General features: G+C 64.2%; 19 protein-coding genes. 10 read left to right on the top strand and 9 right to left on the bottom strand.

The features are described 5' to 3' along the window. Nucleotides 1-25 precede the first annotated feature (25 nt). The 5 genes from PC358_RS06500 to PC358_RS06480 all read left to right on the top strand — a co-directional run bounded on the left by PC358_RS06500 (nucleotide 26) and on the right by PC358_RS06480 (nucleotide 3007). Nucleotides 26-781 (top strand): class II aldolase/adducin family protein, encoded by a 756-nt coding sequence (locus tag PC358_RS06500; RefSeq protein ID WP_033698323.1) that lies wholly within the window; start codon nucleotides 26-28, stop codon nucleotides 779-781. 185 nt (nucleotides 782-966) lie between these two features. Next, nucleotides 967-1854 carry an EamA family transporter gene (locus PC358_RS06495; protein WP_033698321.1) on the top strand — a complete coding sequence of 296 codons (888 nt, stop codon included), beginning with the start codon at nucleotides 967-969 and terminating at the stop codon, nucleotides 1852-1854. Nucleotides 1855-1909: 55 nt separating this feature from the next. After that, a complete protein-coding gene (locus PC358_RS06490; RefSeq protein ID WP_008098148.1) occupies nucleotides 1910-2230 on the top strand; it encodes a YbjQ family protein in 321 nt (106 codons plus the stop codon). Nucleotides 2231-2368: 138 nt separating this feature from the next. After that, the gene (locus tag PC358_RS06485; protein ID WP_033698317.1) at nucleotides 2369-2557 is read left to right on the top strand and encodes a hypothetical protein; all 189 of its coding nucleotides are present in this window, start codon (nucleotides 2369-2371) and stop codon (nucleotides 2555-2557) included. A gap of 138 nt (nucleotides 2558-2695) precedes the next feature. Next, a complete protein-coding gene (locus PC358_RS06480; protein WP_033698315.1) occupies nucleotides 2696-3007 on the top strand; it encodes a hypothetical protein in 312 nt (103 codons plus the stop codon). Between the two features lie 46 nt (nucleotides 3008-3053). On the opposite strand, the gene PC358_RS06475 is transcribed toward PC358_RS06480, so the two are convergent. Further along, entirely contained in the window at nucleotides 3054-3386 is a 333-nt protein-coding gene (locus PC358_RS06475; protein ID WP_033698313.1) for a hypothetical protein, read from the bottom strand. Nucleotides 3387-3683: 297 nt separating this feature from the next. Continuing rightward, nucleotides 3684-4832, bottom strand: a complete 1149-nt coding sequence (ampC, locus tag PC358_RS06470; protein ID WP_033698312.1) for a class C beta-lactamase — start codon at nucleotides 4830-4832, stop codon at nucleotides 3684-3686. 109 nt (nucleotides 4833-4941) lie between these two features. Between ampC and PC358_RS06465 the strand changes: the two genes are divergently transcribed. Further along, nucleotides 4942-5934 (top strand): bile acid:sodium symporter family protein, encoded by a 993-nt coding sequence (locus tag PC358_RS06465; protein WP_033698311.1) that lies wholly within the window; start codon nucleotides 4942-4944, stop codon nucleotides 5932-5934. Nucleotides 5935-5977: 43 nt separating this feature from the next. On the opposite strand, the gene PC358_RS06460 is transcribed toward PC358_RS06465, so the two are convergent. Both PC358_RS06460 and PC358_RS06455 read right to left on the bottom strand, forming a co-directional pair. Continuing rightward, nucleotides 5978-6571 (bottom strand): eCIS core domain-containing protein, encoded by a 594-nt coding sequence (locus PC358_RS06460; protein WP_033698310.1) that lies wholly within the window; start codon nucleotides 6569-6571, stop codon nucleotides 5978-5980. After that, nucleotides 6558-7121 carry a TetR/AcrR family transcriptional regulator gene (locus PC358_RS06455; protein ID WP_033698309.1) on the bottom strand — a complete coding sequence of 188 codons (564 nt, stop codon included), beginning with the start codon at nucleotides 7119-7121 and terminating at the stop codon, nucleotides 6558-6560. The genes PC358_RS06460 and PC358_RS06455 overlap by 14 nt, the downstream gene beginning before the upstream one ends. Before the next feature lie 88 nt (nucleotides 7122-7209). On the opposite strand from PC358_RS06455, the gene PC358_RS06450 reads away from it, so the two are divergent. Then, a complete protein-coding gene (locus PC358_RS06450; RefSeq protein ID WP_033698308.1) occupies nucleotides 7210-7941 on the top strand; it encodes an SDR family oxidoreductase in 732 nt (243 codons plus the stop codon). A gap of 28 nt (nucleotides 7942-7969) precedes the next feature. Further along, complete coding sequence (locus PC358_RS06445; RefSeq protein WP_033698307.1) at nucleotides 7970-8584, top strand: 2-hydroxychromene-2-carboxylate isomerase; 615 nt, start codon at nucleotides 7970-7972, stop codon at nucleotides 8582-8584. Here the strand turns inward: PC358_RS06445 and PC358_RS06440 are convergent. The 5 genes from PC358_RS06440 to PC358_RS06420 form a co-directional block, all read right to left on the bottom strand. Next, nucleotides 8557-8856 (bottom strand): DUF7693 family protein, encoded by a 300-nt coding sequence (locus PC358_RS06440; RefSeq protein WP_033698306.1) that lies wholly within the window; start codon nucleotides 8854-8856, stop codon nucleotides 8557-8559. The genes PC358_RS06445 and PC358_RS06440 overlap by 28 nt on opposite strands. Nucleotides 8857-8858: 2 nt before the next feature. After that, a complete protein-coding gene (locus PC358_RS06435; RefSeq protein ID WP_027594799.1) occupies nucleotides 8859-9404 on the bottom strand; it encodes a cupin domain-containing protein in 546 nt (181 codons plus the stop codon). A 79-nt stretch (nucleotides 9405-9483) separates the two neighbouring features. Continuing rightward, complete coding sequence (locus PC358_RS06430; RefSeq protein WP_033698304.1) at nucleotides 9484-10689, bottom strand: MFS transporter; 1206 nt, start codon at nucleotides 10687-10689, stop codon at nucleotides 9484-9486. 85 nt (nucleotides 10690-10774) lie between these two features. Then, nucleotides 10775-11308, bottom strand: a complete 534-nt coding sequence (locus PC358_RS06425; RefSeq protein ID WP_033698302.1) for a cytochrome b — start codon at nucleotides 11306-11308, stop codon at nucleotides 10775-10777. After that, nucleotides 11305-12351, bottom strand: a complete 1047-nt coding sequence (locus PC358_RS06420; protein WP_033698300.1) for a catalase family peroxidase — start codon at nucleotides 12349-12351, stop codon at nucleotides 11305-11307. The genes PC358_RS06425 and PC358_RS06420 overlap by 4 nt, the downstream gene beginning before the upstream one ends. Nucleotides 12352-12482: 131 nt before the next feature. Here PC358_RS06420 and PC358_RS06415 point away from each other — a divergent pair, with 131 nt between their 5' ends. Both PC358_RS06415 and PC358_RS06410 read left to right on the top strand, forming a co-directional pair. Then, complete coding sequence (locus tag PC358_RS06415) at nucleotides 12483-13004, top strand: sigma-70 family RNA polymerase sigma factor (RefSeq protein WP_033698297.1); 522 nt, start codon at nucleotides 12483-12485, stop codon at nucleotides 13002-13004. Then, on the top strand, nucleotides 13001-13753 hold the full coding sequence (locus tag PC358_RS06410) for an anti-sigma factor family protein (RefSeq protein ID WP_033698295.1): 753 nt from the start codon (nucleotides 13001-13003) through the stop codon (nucleotides 13751-13753). The genes PC358_RS06415 and PC358_RS06410 overlap by 4 nt, the downstream gene beginning before the upstream one ends. Nucleotides 13754-13767 lie beyond the last annotated feature (14 nt).

The raw sequence follows: 13767 nt of genomic DNA, 5'->3' as shown, positions 1-13767 counted from the left end.
GGCCCCTCTACAGGACCAACGATAAATGACTCTTACCGAACAGACCCTGCGCCAGGAGCTGGCTGCCTGTTATCGCCTGGTCGCCCACTTTCGCATGAGCGACCTGATCTTCACCCATATATCCCTGCGTGTGCCGGGGCCGGAGCACCACTTTCTGATCAACCCGTACGGTTTGCTGTTCGACGAGATCACGGCCTCCAACCTGGTAAAAATCGACCTGCATGGGCAGCCTGTAGCGCCGACCACGCACCCGGTCAACCCGGCCGGGTTCGTCATCCACAGTGCTATCCACGCAGCCCGTGAAGACGCCCACTGCGTGCTGCACACCCACACGCGTGCCGGTTGCGCGGTGGCGGCGCTGGCGTGCGGCCTGCTGCCGGTGAACCAGATGTCCATGGAGTTCCATGGCAAGGTGGCTTACCACGATTATGAAGGTATTGCCCTGGACCTGGATGAGCAGCAGCGGTTGGTCGCCGACCTGGGGGACAGGCCGGTGATGATCCTGCGTAACCATGGGCTGCTGACGACCGGCCGCAGCGTTGCCGAAGCGTTCTTGCGCATGTACTACCTGGAAAAGGCCTGCGAGATCCAGTTGGCGGCGCAAAGTGCCGGGCAGCTGATACTGCCGCCTGCCGCCGTGTGTGAACGGACCGAGCGGCAGTTCAATGCACCGATGCAGGGGCTGAAACAGGGGGAGTTGTCGGACCCGGATGCAGTGGCGCTGGCATGGGGGGCATTGCTGCGGATGCTCGAGCGGGTGGCGCCGGGTTACCGGGACTGAGGCCTGGCGGGCCAGCGCGGTTCCTGTAGGCGCGGCCTTGCCGGGGCGCCGGACCGGTCGGAACGGTGCGCAAAGCGCTACCCACTGTTGCGCAACCCTACCTCCCAACTGTGCTGGTCCCTCGAAAAGGAATAGCCTTATGCTGTAACGAAATATGTCTAGAAAGCCTGAAGAAGGATGTCGCAATGCCGCTCAAGGACCTGCTGATCGCCCTGGTGGTGATTGTTGCGTGGGGAGTCAACTTCGTGGTCATCAAGGTAGGCCTGGATGGCCTGCCGCCGATGCTGCTGGGGGCATTGCGCTTCTTGTTGGTGGCCTTCCCGGCAGTGTTGCTGGTCAAGCGGCCGAAGCTGCCGTGGCGCTGGCTGATCGCTTATGGCGTGACGATTTCCCTGGGGCAGTTCGCCTTCCTTTTCCAGGCCATGTACAGCGGCATGCCGCCTGGGTTGGCGTCGTTGATCCTGCAATCCCAGGCATTCTTCACGCTAGGGTTTGCCGCGCTGTTTCTGGGCGAGCGACTGCGCCTCGCCAGCCTGGTGGGGCTGCTGGTGGCCGCCAGCGGCTTGGCGCTGATCGGCAGCGAGGATGGTGGCCATGTGCCGATGCTGGCGCTGGTGCTGACCCTCTGCGCGGGCGCGATGTGGGGCGTGGGCAACATCATCACGCGGCGTTTCGGCTCGGTCGACCTGGTGGCGCTGGTGATCTGGGGTGGGTTGATTCCACCGCTGCCGTTTCTGGCGTTGTCGTGGTGGCTGGAAGGGCCTGAGCGCATCGGCCATGCGCTGGCCAACATTGGCTGGAGCTCGGTACTGGCGTTGGCGTACCTGGCATTTGTCGCCACCATGCTCGGCTATAGCCTGTGGAGCACATTGTTGTCGCGCCACCCGGCCGGCAAAGTGGCACCGTTCTCGTTGCTGGTGCCGGTTATCGGCCTGAGTGCTTCGGCGTGGTTGCTCGGCGAGCGCCTGACCGAGCTGCAGGGCTGGGGGGCGCTGCTGGTGATGCTTGGGCTGCTGGTGAACGTGTTTGGCGCCAAGATCGGCCAACGGTTGCGGGCGGCTAGTGCGCACTGAGGGCCGGGTGCTCTGTTAGAATCGGCCCTTTTCGCCAGGCCAACGGAGCACCGTCATGATCATCTCTACCACCAGCCAGCTCGAAGGCCGTCCTATTGCCGAGTACCTGGGCGTCGTCAGCTCCGAATCGGTGCAGGGCATCAACTTCGTGCGCGATTTCTTTGCCCGTTTTCGCGACTTCTTCGGTGGCCGTTCGCAAACCCTGGAAAGCGCCCTGCGCGAGGCCCGCGAGCAGGCCACCGAGGAGTTGAAGGCGCGGGCACGGCAGTTGCACGCCGATGCAGTGGTGGGCGTGGACTTCGAAATCAGCATGCCGTCGGTGCAGGGTGGCATGGTCGTGGTATTCGCCACCGGCACGGCCGTCAGGTTGAAATAAGGCATTGTGCCACTGGTCGGTTCCAGGGTTTTAGTCTGGGCGGTCCGCAAATGACCAGCTAGTCTCACTTTTACCGGGCGCGTTCACCTAGGCAACGTATCTGCTTGCCGACGCGACCTCACTGGAGGGAGACAGGGTATGAGCGAATCCTTTTTCGAAGACCTGAACGACGCATTCCCGATCAACAGCCAGGTGCGTTGCGGCCAGTCGGCATTCCGCCTGGGTTTCGCCCACATGACGCTGGATGATTCGGAACAGCTTCAGCCTGCACATCTGCAGCGCAGCAAAAAGGGCCGCTTCATGCCGCGGGTTCCGCTGAAAAAGTGATCCCGCTCCAGCAACCCCGCCGAACGGCGGGGTTTTTGTTGATATTCGTTGACGCTGCTCATGGCATCGCCGGGTTGCACTCGCCGGATAGCCGTGGATGTGGTTTTCTGGCGCGGCATTTCAGCAAAGGGAGATTGAATGCTCATGCGAGTCAGGGAAGAGACCTATTGGCAGTGGGCGGACGCTCAGCTGCACAGCCGCAGCCACGATGAAGCGCTCAGTGACGGCACCACGCTCGACGTGCAGGTGCGCCTGTCGCGCCTGGGCGCTACCCAGCTGTTTCTCGGTATCTACGCTGGGAATGGCCGGGCATTGCTGGAAGAGTATTACCCAGCGCGCTCGGGTGAGACCATGACCCGGGCGTTGGTCTGGGGCGTCGAGCGGGCCCGCGCGCTGGCCACCGGCGCATTGCCCTTGCCAGCGATGGCGCGCACGCGTCGGCGGGCATGAAAAAGCCCGGCCTTTGCGGGCCGGGCTCCATGGCGGGTGAGGCCACTCAGTTGAGCGGTTCGATCACCTTGACTGCCCCCCGCTCACGGGCGGCGGGCCATTCTTGTTGCAGGGTCTGCAGGACGCGGCCAACGAACTCGGTGTCGGCGGCGGCCTTCTTGCCGACGTAGCCCTGGCCACGCCGGTAGACCTTGAAGCGTGCACGCATGCTTGGCAGGTGCTCTTCGAATTCATCTTCGATGGTGTTCGGCGGCAGGCGGTCGAGACGCACCTCACCGGTCTGGCTGACCCACAGCAGATGGTCGTCGAGGCTGTCTTTGCGCACGGCGAACAGCTGGGCCAATTGGTCGATTGTGGGATTGTTGTTCAAGTTCATCATAAAGCCCCCATTACCCATTCGTAGGTGATTTTCACAGTTGGCGCTACCACGGTGTAGCGCACTACCAACGCTGCTACAGCAGCATCGCAACAGGGGCTTTCACACGCTGCCTTTTGGACAGTTCCCTCTCCACGGACGGCCTGCGTTACCGCGCAGGCCGTCTGGAACACCCTTGCCACCGCTCCCGATCGGGGAGACAGCCTCATCATGCCCAAGGGCGATGAACGGCGTCAACCGTTTTGTAGTGAATATTTTTTCTCACTACATCTTGTCCGACAATCCTGCCGGAAGGGCCTGTCAGTGGTCGAGGGACGAGAGAATCCGGTACGCGGCGCGCACGCGTGCCTCGTTGGGATAGTTGCGGTTGGCAAGCAGTACGATGGCTTTGCCTTGCGCCGGAATGAACGCCACATAGGCACCGAAACCGTTGGTGGCGCCGGTCTTGTTGTACCAGGCGTCAGGCACGGCCGGGAGCTCGGGGTTGAGGCGGCGGGTGGCCTGTGGCGCAAGGGCGAACTTGGAGCTGTTGCCATTGACCAGGGTGTCGAGTGACGCCGGGTAGGGGTAACGCTCCCAGCCCAGGCCTTGGGTCATGCTACCGACCTGGAAGTAGCCGGCCTGGGTAATGGCGGCAGCCTTTTGCAGGGTTGGCGCAAGCTCGGCCGGCTGCATGTGCAGGCGCACGTAGCGCAGCAAGTCGGTGGCGTTGGTCTTGATGCCATAGGCCGCATCGGCAAAGGGCCCCGAGCTGACGCGTACCGGCTGGTCATGCGCGTCGTACCCTTGCGCATAAAGCCGCTGTGCATCGGCCGGTACGTGCAGGTAGGTGTGCTTGAGGCCCATTTGCGGGAGAAGCCCCTCGGTCATCAGCTCGGCGAATGGGCGCTGCTGCGCGCGCGCCGCCAGGTCACCGAACAACCCCAGGCTGGGGTTCGAGTAGCAGCGCTGGGTGCCGTGTTTGGCAACGGGTTGCCAGTGGCGGAAGAAGGCCAGCACCTGTTGGTCTGTGTGCACCGCGTCGGGGAACTGCAATGGCAGGCAGTCGGCGCTGTAGGCACCGAATTCCAGCACGCTGGCTTCGCCCAGCGGTGTGCCGGCGAGGGCGGGCTGGTAGCGCTGGGCAGGGGCCTGTAGGTCAAGCTTGCCTTCGGCGCTGGCCAGCGCCGCAAGCGTAGCGGTGTAAGTCTTGCTCAGCGAGCCGACCTCAAACAGGGTATCGGCGCTAACCGGCGAGTTATCCGCCTTATTGGCCACGCCATAGTTGAAGTAGTGCGCCTGGCCATCGGCGTACAGCGCTACCGCCATACCGGCGATTTGGTGTTCCTGCATGAGCGGCTGGATGATCTCGTCTACCTGGGCCTGCAGCGGATCGGCCGCCTGCGCGGTGATTGCACCCATGGCCAGTGCAGCCGCGAGAGGGAAGGGCGCAAGGCGATAGCGTGGCATCAAGTAGTCCTTTGTCCGTTGAGCGATACCGGTGGGGGTTCCGGCGTTAGCGAAAAATAAACCGAGACCTTATCGTCTGCCGTTGCATAACGACAAGACGGAAACTGTTATGAAGTATTTGCGCATGTTATTCGACAACTTCACCCTGGCCTTGCTCGGGGTGGTGCTCATCGCCACTGTGCTGCCCTGCTCGGGCGACGGGGCGGTGTATTTCGGCTGGCTGACCAACCTGGCTATCGGCCTGCTGTTCTTCCTGCACGGTGCCAAGCTGTCGCGCGAAGCGATCATCGCCGGCGCCGGGCACTGGCGCCTGCACTTGCTGGTGTTCTCCTGCACGTTCGTGCTGTTCCCCTTGCTGGGGCTGGCGTTCAAGCCGTTGTTTGTGCCGCTGGTGGGCAACGAGCTCTACCTGGGCGTGCTGTATCTGTGTGCGTTGCCAGCCACGGTACAGTCGGCCATTGCCTTCACCTCGCTGGCCCGCGGTAACGTGCCGGCAGCCATTTGCAGCGCGGCGGCTTCCAGCCTGCTGGGTATCTTCCTCACGCCACTGCTGGTGATGATGCTGCTGGGCGCCAGCGGTGATACCGGCTCGGGGCTGGATGCGGTGCTGAAGATTACCCTGCAGCTGCTGGTGCCCTTCGTAGCCGGGCAGATCGCCCGCCGCTGGATTGGCGCGTGGGTCAAGCGCAACGCGCGCTGGCTCAAGGTCGTGGACCAGGGCTCGATCCTGCTGGTGGTCTACACCGCCTTCAGTGAGGCGGTGGTTACCGGCCTGTGGCACACGGTGTCGCCACAACACTTGGCGGGGCTGTTTGTGGTGTGCGGGATCTTGTTGGCGGTGGTGCTGTACGGTACCCGCTTGCTTGGCAAACTGCTTGGCTTCGACCTGGAGGACCGCATCACCATCCTGTTCGCCGGCTCGAAGAAGAGCCTGGCCACTGGGGTGCCGATGGCTCAGGTGCTGTTCGTGGGCAGTGGCATTGGCGCGATGATCCTGCCGCTGATGCTGTTTCATCAGATCCAGCTGATGGTCTGCGCGGTGCTGGCGCAGCGTTATGCCAGCCGTGAGGGGTTGGCCGAAAAGGCTCCTGCGGCGTCATGATGTGGGTGTAGGGGCGGCCTCGCCGGGAGGCCGCTCCTACACGTTACCTTGCCTGGCCGGAGCTGCGCTCTCGGAGCGCCTTGGCCACTTCGGCCTCTATCTTGTAAGCGGGCCCTTCAAGCTCATTGAAATCACGCGTGTAGCGCCGGGCGAATTCTTCTAGCCCCAGCGCCTGGTATTGCTGCACGTGCATGAGCTCGTGCGCCCACAGGGCCACATTGTCTTGCGCATCGCTGGCATGGCGAAAGATGATCGTGTCGATCAACGTCACCGCATTAACGTCGGGGTTCTGCAGCATGGCATTGGCTGCGCTCATCTGCTGTTCGTCGCCCACCCTGAAGCGGACGGCATCGAGCACGGCGAAGTCATACCAGGGCTCGAGCTGGGCGCGGATGTGCAGGGGGATCGGTTCACTGCCGCTGGCATTGGCCTCGTCGCGGGCCTGGCGCAATGCGTAGGCCAGGCTGGTCGACGCCATGGCTTCCACGTCCTTGAGGATCTGCCCGGCCTGCCCTGGGTGGACCGGGGCGCAAAAACACCCCATCAGGCATACCTGATACTGCCCCGGCGGGCAGGCTTGCTCGGCCAGTACCGGCGCACTCAGGCACAGGCCAAGCAACAGGTTAACGGGTTTCATTCAAGGCCTTTTCAACGAAGGTGCGGCTGGCGTCCAGCACCTGCGATTGCACCGCCTGACTGGCCAGCATGCGCCCGACCAGCAACGCGCCGACGCATTGGCTGATCAACACCCAGGCCAACGCTTCATCCTCCAGTGTGGCAGCCCAGGCCTTGTGCAGCTCGACCAGCCAATGCTCGGCCACCTCTCGCACTGCAAGGTCTGCCCGGGCGATTTCCACCCCTAGCGGCGGCAACGGGCAGCCACCTTCGGCATTGTGCAAGTGAGCCATGCTCAGGTACTGCTGCAGGCAACGGCCAAGGCGTTCGCGGCTGGCGCCTTGGCTGGCCAGGCGTGCCAGTGGGCTATTGCAGAGTTCCTGACGCACCACTTCGGTGAACAGATCATCCTTGGACGGGAAGTGGTTGTAAAAGGCACCGCCGGTCAGCCCGATGGCCTTCATCAGCCCGGCCACGCCGGTGCTGGTAAAGCCACCGCGTTTGGCTAGCGCACCGCTGGTGGCCAACAGCTTTTCGCGGGTTTGTTGCTTGTGCTCGCTGGAATAGCGCATTCATGAACCTCTGCGCGCTGGCTTGACGATGGGGCCGATCATAACATAGCGTTCGTTTACTAAACGATCATTCACCAAAGAGGCGCACATGACTCGACAACAAAAAGTAGTGCTTGTGATCGGCGCGGGGGATGCCACCGGGGGCGAGATTGCCAAACGGTTCGCCAAGGAGGGCTACGTCGCCTGCGTCACCCGCCGACAGGCTGACAAGCTGCAACCGCTACTGGACGAAATACGCGCAGCAGGCGGCCAGGCCCATGGCTTTGGCTCCGATGCGCGCAAGGAAGATGAGGTGGCGGCGCTGGTGGAGACCATCGAGCGTGATATTGGCCCGATCGAGGCGTTTGTCTTCAATATCGGCGCCAATGTGCCTTGCAGCATTCTCGATGAAACGCCACGCAAGTACTTCAAGATCTGGGAAATGGCCTGTTTTGCCGGGTTTCTGACCGCTCAGGCAGTGGCCCGGCGCATGGTGGTGCGTGAACGCGGCACGATTCTGTTTACCGGCGCTACCGCAGGTACACGGGGTGCCGCCGGCTTTGCCGCATTTGCCGGCGCCAAGCACGGCCTACGGGCGTTGGCGCAGAGCATGGCGCGCGAGTTGGGGCCGCGCAATATCCATGTGGCCCATGTGGTGGTGGATGGTGCCATCGATACCGCGTTCATTCGTGACAGCTTCCCCGAGCGCTACGCCCTGAAGGACCAGGATGGCATCCTTGACCCGGCTCACATTGCCGACAGTTACTGGTTCCTTCACGCCCAGCCGCGAGACGCCTGGACATTCGAACTGGACCTGCGCCCCTGGATGGAACGCTGGTAAGCCCCCTCATCGATCAAGGACCGTACCCATGACCAATACCGTCGAATTCTTCTTTGATCTTGGTAGCCCGGCCAGCTACCTGGCGTGGACGCAACTGCCGGGTATTTGCGCCCGCCAAGGCGCAACGCTGCACTACCGGCCCATGCTGCTGGGCGGGGTGTTCCAGGCCACCGGCAATGCGTCCCCGGCAATGATCCCGGCGAAGGGTCGCTACATGTTCACCGACCTGGGGCGCTTCGCTGCCCGCTACAGTGTACCGTTCGGGCTGCCGCCGGGGTTTCCGCTCAATACCCTGATGCTGATGCGCGGGGTGATCGGCACGCAGTTGCAAGACCCGCAGCGCTTCGAGGCGCTGTTGAAGGCATTGTTCACTGGGATGTGGGGCGAGCGGCGTAATCTGGGTGACGCGGCAGTGTTGCAACAGACCCTGGAACAGGCGGGCTTCGACATTGCCGCATTCAGTGCGCTGGCCGGCGATGTGCAAGTGAAGGCTGCGCTCAAGCAGGCGACGGAGGATGCGGTGGCGCGCGGCGTGTTTGGCGCACCGACCTGCTTTGTTGGTGATGAGATGTTCTTTGGGCAAGACCGCCTGGACTTTGTCGAGGACGCGCTGCGTCAGCGTGCCAGGCGTGTTTCCAGCTGAGTGCGCTCCCACAGGCTGAGCAGGTCGGCCGGGTTGGTGCCGTAGCGGTACCAGTCTTCAAGCCCGGCCTGATCGCCGTTGGGTGCCTGGCAGTGGACGCAATGGGCAAGGCCTTCAGCGTCCACGGCCAGGGTCATCTGCCAGCCTTCGATCGTCACATCGACCAGGCCATCGTGGCGGTGGGCGCTTATTTGCAGGGCGTGAACACCCAGGGCTGCGTCGCGCAAGCGCTGATACGCTTCCCGCGTGCTCACGGTACCGCTGCGGCTCACTGTCAGAAATTCGCCGGGGTATTGGCGCTGATGATCTCGGCCTCATCCTGGCCGATGTTCTTGAAGCTGTGGGGCAGAGTGGTGGGGATGTAGTAGCCATCGCCCGAGTTGAGCACGCTAACCTGGCCATCAACCCACAATTCGACCGTGCCACGGGTGACCAGGCCGCACTCTTCGCCTTCTGCATGCACGATCGGCTCACCCGAGTCGGCGCCCGGTGCGTACAGCTCGCGCAACATGCGCATCTGCCGTGCCTCGACACTGGCGCCGACCAGCAGCATGCGCAGGCCGTTGCGGCCCAGGTCTGGTTGCTCGCTGGCGCGGAACACGAAGCGCTCTTCCCGTACTGGCTCGTCGAAGCTGAAGAACTCCGCCAGGCTCATCGGGATGCCTTCGAGCAGTTTTTTCAGGGAGCTGACCGAAGGGCTGACGCGGTTCTGTTCGATCTGCGAGATCGTCGAGTTGGTCAGCCCGCTGCGGCGGGCCAGTTCCCGTTGGGAGAGGTTGTTGCGTTCACGCACCAGTTTGAGTCGCGTCCCCGTGTCCATAGCCGCCTTGTAATCAGAGGTGTCAAAAATAATGAGCGACGCATTAAAGCACACTCTGCACGCTTGCGCGCTGTGCTTATCAGGCCCGCTTCTCGCGTGGCATCGGCCATAGCCCGACCAGCAGCAAAAGCGCAGCCACCGCCAGGAACGGCAAGCGCGGGTCGAGGGCATACACCAGCGTGCCGGCCAGTGGCCCGATCACCGCGCCCATGCCCTGGGCAGCGCCGATCGAGCCGGCGGTGGCACCTTGTTCAGAGGCTTGCATGGCATTGGCGGCGAGTGCCGAGAATGCCGGGAACACAAAGCCCATGCCGGCGGCGGCGACGAAGTAGCAGGCCCACAGCCAGGGCGCAGTGGCCGCCAGTGCGCCGCAGGCAAAACCGACCGCCGAGACACTGGCACCCACCCGAATCATTTTCAACGGTGGCCACTCCAGTTGGCGCAGCACCACCTGCGCCAGGATCAGTGCCACCCCCACCGTGGTCAAGGCGATGCCGGCAGCCTGGGCGGCCTCGGCCGGGCCCAGGTGCAGGCGGTCGAGGGCGAAGAAGCCGACGGTGATTTGCGACACTGTGACACTGAGCATGGCGCTGAAGGCCACCAGCAAAGGCCGGCGCAGGCGCGGATCGCTCAAGTGCACAGGGCTGGGCGCGTGGCTTTTGGCCAGTGCCTGTGGCTTGAGGGTGAACAGCAGCACGAAGAACGCGCAGGCCGGCAGCAGCGACATGAGGTGGAACGGCAGGCTCAGGCTGTGCCGCGCCAGCAGTGCGGCCAGGGCCGGGCCCAGCACCAGGCCGACGGCGTTGGCCGCCCCCAGCGAGGCCATGGCCCGCGCCCGCTGCTGCGGTTCGACATGGTCGGCGATCATTGCATTGCAGGCCACCGGGATGGCGGCATAGAACGCCCCGATGCACCCGCGGGCTAGCATCAGGCCGATAAAGGCCAGGGATGCGCCCGGCAGCCAGCGCAGCGCGCCTTCGACGAACAGGCACAACAGCCAGTAGGCGAGGGTGAAGCCTGCGCTGCCAAGCAGCAACACGCGCCGGCGCCCGAGCCGGTCGGCCGCGCGGCCCCAGGGGCGGGCCAGCAGTACCCAGACCACACCGGCCACCGTCACGGCGGCACCGGCTTGCCAGGTGGCCATGCCGAGTTGGCGTGCGATCGGGCCGATCAGGGCGACGAAGGCCATCATCGACATGGTACAGGCCATGTTGGCCAGCAGCAGTGGGCGTAAGTCCAGGGTGCTGGCAGGAACGAGAGTGGCAGGATCCTTTGCGACGTTCATAGGGCAGTCCAGAGTTTTTAGCGAAAAGTACGCCGATCTTAATAAGAATTATTATCGAATGTCGAACGCCCCGGACCGCTTCGGCTCAGTCGCTGCGACGCAGGGGGCCAGGCCACATGCTACGCAAGACGCCGTCGCGACGCACCAAGGCATGCATCAGGGCTGCGCCCAGGTGCAGCACAACCGTCGCGAACAGCAGGTAGCCGGCCCAGCCGTGGGCTTGGCGCAGCACGGCATACAGCTGAAGGTCATGCGGGGCGATCGCAGGCAACTGCAGGGGCCGCGGATAACCGCCGGCCGAAAGCATCGCCCAACCCAGCAGGGGCATGGCCAGCATCAAGGCATAGAGCACCAGGTGCGAGGCCCCGGCGGCGAGCCGTTGCAGCGTTGGCAGGTCGCGTGGCAGCGGTGGGTGAGGCAGCGTCAAGCGCAGGGCAATACGCAGCAGCACCAGTACCAGCAAGGCCAGGCCCGTTGCCTTGTGCAGCTCGATCAGCAATGGATGGCGCAGTGACAGGTCGCTGACCATGCTCACGCCGATAAACAGCATGGCCACGATCAGCACGGCCATCAGCCAGTGCAGCAGGCGAGCGAGGGGATGGAAGGCTTCGGGTTTCATGGGCGGGCTCCGGTGCCGAGCGATTCGCGGCTGCGGCGGTTGAACGATTCCGAATACGCGGCCGAACGGGCGGCGAGGATCGGGTCGGCGGACGCTTCGATGCCATGGGGCAGGATCAGCGGGTCGAAGTTCAGGTCTCGACAAGCGCCTTGTTCAGCAGCGTCCACCTGTTCGAGCACGAGCGTGCCGGCATCCACACTGCGCCGCTGTGCAGGCCAGGGGCTGGCCGGGTCGTCCACGGCGTCACCGGGCTCGGCCAGGACCAGGCGCAGGGTCCAGCGCAGCGGCCCTTGGGCCAGGCGCTGTTGCAGGTCATGCTGCAGGAACAGTTTGTCGTCCACCTGCCCTGGCAGCGCCGTAAACGCCGTCTGCGGCTCCAGTTGCCAGCGCACTGGCTGGGCTGCCCCGGCGGCGTCGATCAGGCGAAAGGCATTGATGCTGTGGTACTGGGTGCTGGCAAAGCTGTTGCTTGGCTTGTAGCTCGCGGCCCACTGGCGGAACGCCGCGCTTTCAGGGTGAGCCGCGAAGAACGCCTGCTGCCTGGCAAGGTCCGGTTTGCCGGTGGCAGGGTCAGGCGTGCTCGCTAGCACCTGTTCATAGAAGGCTTGCGGCGTGCTCACCGCCAGCACGGGCGGGTTGTTCATGCCGGTACGCCAGACCTGCCCGTCGTCGCTGCTCAACTGAAGCGCCAGGCTGCGCACCGGGATGGCGGTGTCTGGCGCATAAGGGTTGGCGCCACCGATGGCGAAGCGGCCGATCACCGGCACCCGTGCCTGGCTGAACACCCGCGCCGTGGACAGGCTGGCAGCCTGCCCGCTGGCCTGGAAGTAGCCGCTGACGCACAGGCCTTTGGCGTGGTTCTTGCGGTAGCCCGGGTAGTGCCCGGCCTGGGCTTCGAAGGTGTCGATGATGCGCTGCGGCGTCAGCTTGGCTGCGCCGATCCAGCCTGCGGCATAGGCAAAGCCAACGCCCGCTGCCAGCATCACAGCGCCGATGGCGGCCAGGCGCAGGGCCTTGGCGGGGCCGTACAAGGGTGAGTTCATGGTTGTCGTCCGGTTCAGTGAAGATGCCGGTACGACGGGGCAGGGCAAAACTTATTCCCTGGGAGGGAATAGATTTTGTTGCCGGGCGTCTGCCCCATACACTGACAACCCCAGAGGCCGGGACATTTGCCATGCACGATCTGGACGAACACCAATGGCGCGAGCTGCTTGCACGTCTGCGGCGCTTTGCCTTGTGGTTGACGCGCGAACCCGGCAGCGCCGACGACCTGGTGCAAGCCACCGTCGAGCGCGCCTTGAGCCGCCATGGCCAGCAACGCGAGGCAGAGGCGCTGCGCGCCTGGCTGTTCACCATCCTTTACCGGCTGTTTCTCGACGGCAAGCGTCGCGACCGCCTGCATGCCCGTTGGCTGTCCTGGTTTGGCCGTGCCGAGGTGGAAAGCGAGCCGGTCGGCGGCAATATCGAGGCCATCGTCCTGGCCCAGGCCGACCTGCAGGCGTTTGCCCGGTTGTCTGCCGAGCAGCGTGCCTTGCTGTTGCTGGTGAGCATCGAAGGCTTGAGTTACAAGGAGGCCGCCCAGGCTTTGGGCATCCCCATCGGTACTGTGATGTCGCGCCTGTCGCGCGCCCGCAATGCCTTGCGCGAACTGACCGAGGGCAACCCTCAACCCCCGGCCTTGCGGAGACTGAAATGACGCGCCTGATCCCCAGCGAAGACGAATTGCATGCTTATGTCGATGAACGCCTGGCGCCGGGGCGTCGGGCCGAAGTGCAGGCCTGGCTTACGGCCAACCCGCAGCAAGCGGCCAGGGTCGAGGCCTGGCGCAGTGATGCCCGCCGCCTGCGTGCGGCATTGGCCGGCCTGGGTGAACAACCAGGGGCTGCGCAACTCGACCTGGGCCAGCTGCGCCTGCGGCTGCGCCAGCGTCGTCAACGGCGCTGGGCGTCGGCGGCGGTGTTGCTGCTGGCGCTCGGCGTGGGGGGGATGGGCGGCTGGCAGATGCGGGATGCCACGCTGGTAAGGGTCGATCTGCCGATGGCCGATGCGGTCCAGGCTCATCGGTTGTTTGCCGGCAGTGAGGCGCTGGATATCCAGGCCAGCGACCCGACCCAATTGCGTGAATGGCTGGGGCGTCACTTCAACCGCGTAGGGCAGTTGCCGGATCTGGCGGGTTACGGGTTCCGGCCGGTGGGCGCGCGATTGCTCAGCAACGAGCAGGGGCCGGCGGCATTGTTGGTGTTTCAGGATGGCAAGGGTGAACGGATCAGCCTGTTCATGCGCTCGCCCAGCGAGCATTACCAACGCATGCCTGATGGGCAGCGGGTTGATGGGCAACTGGAGGCGCGGTATTGGTCACATGGGGCTTACAACTTTGCGCTGGTCAGCGCGGCGGACGATACGCGTGGGGCAGGGGTGGGGGCGGCGTTGCGGTTGGGGTTGTAGAGCGGCAGGTGCAG

This window comes from Pseudomonas capeferrum, assembly GCF_000731675.1.
In the GTDB taxonomy this organism is placed as follows: Bacteria; Pseudomonadota; Gammaproteobacteria; order Pseudomonadales; family Pseudomonadaceae; genus Aquipseudomonas; species Aquipseudomonas capeferrum.
Note: the sequence above shows the minus strand (reverse complement) of the source record. Positions and strands in the feature narration are given on the sequence as shown.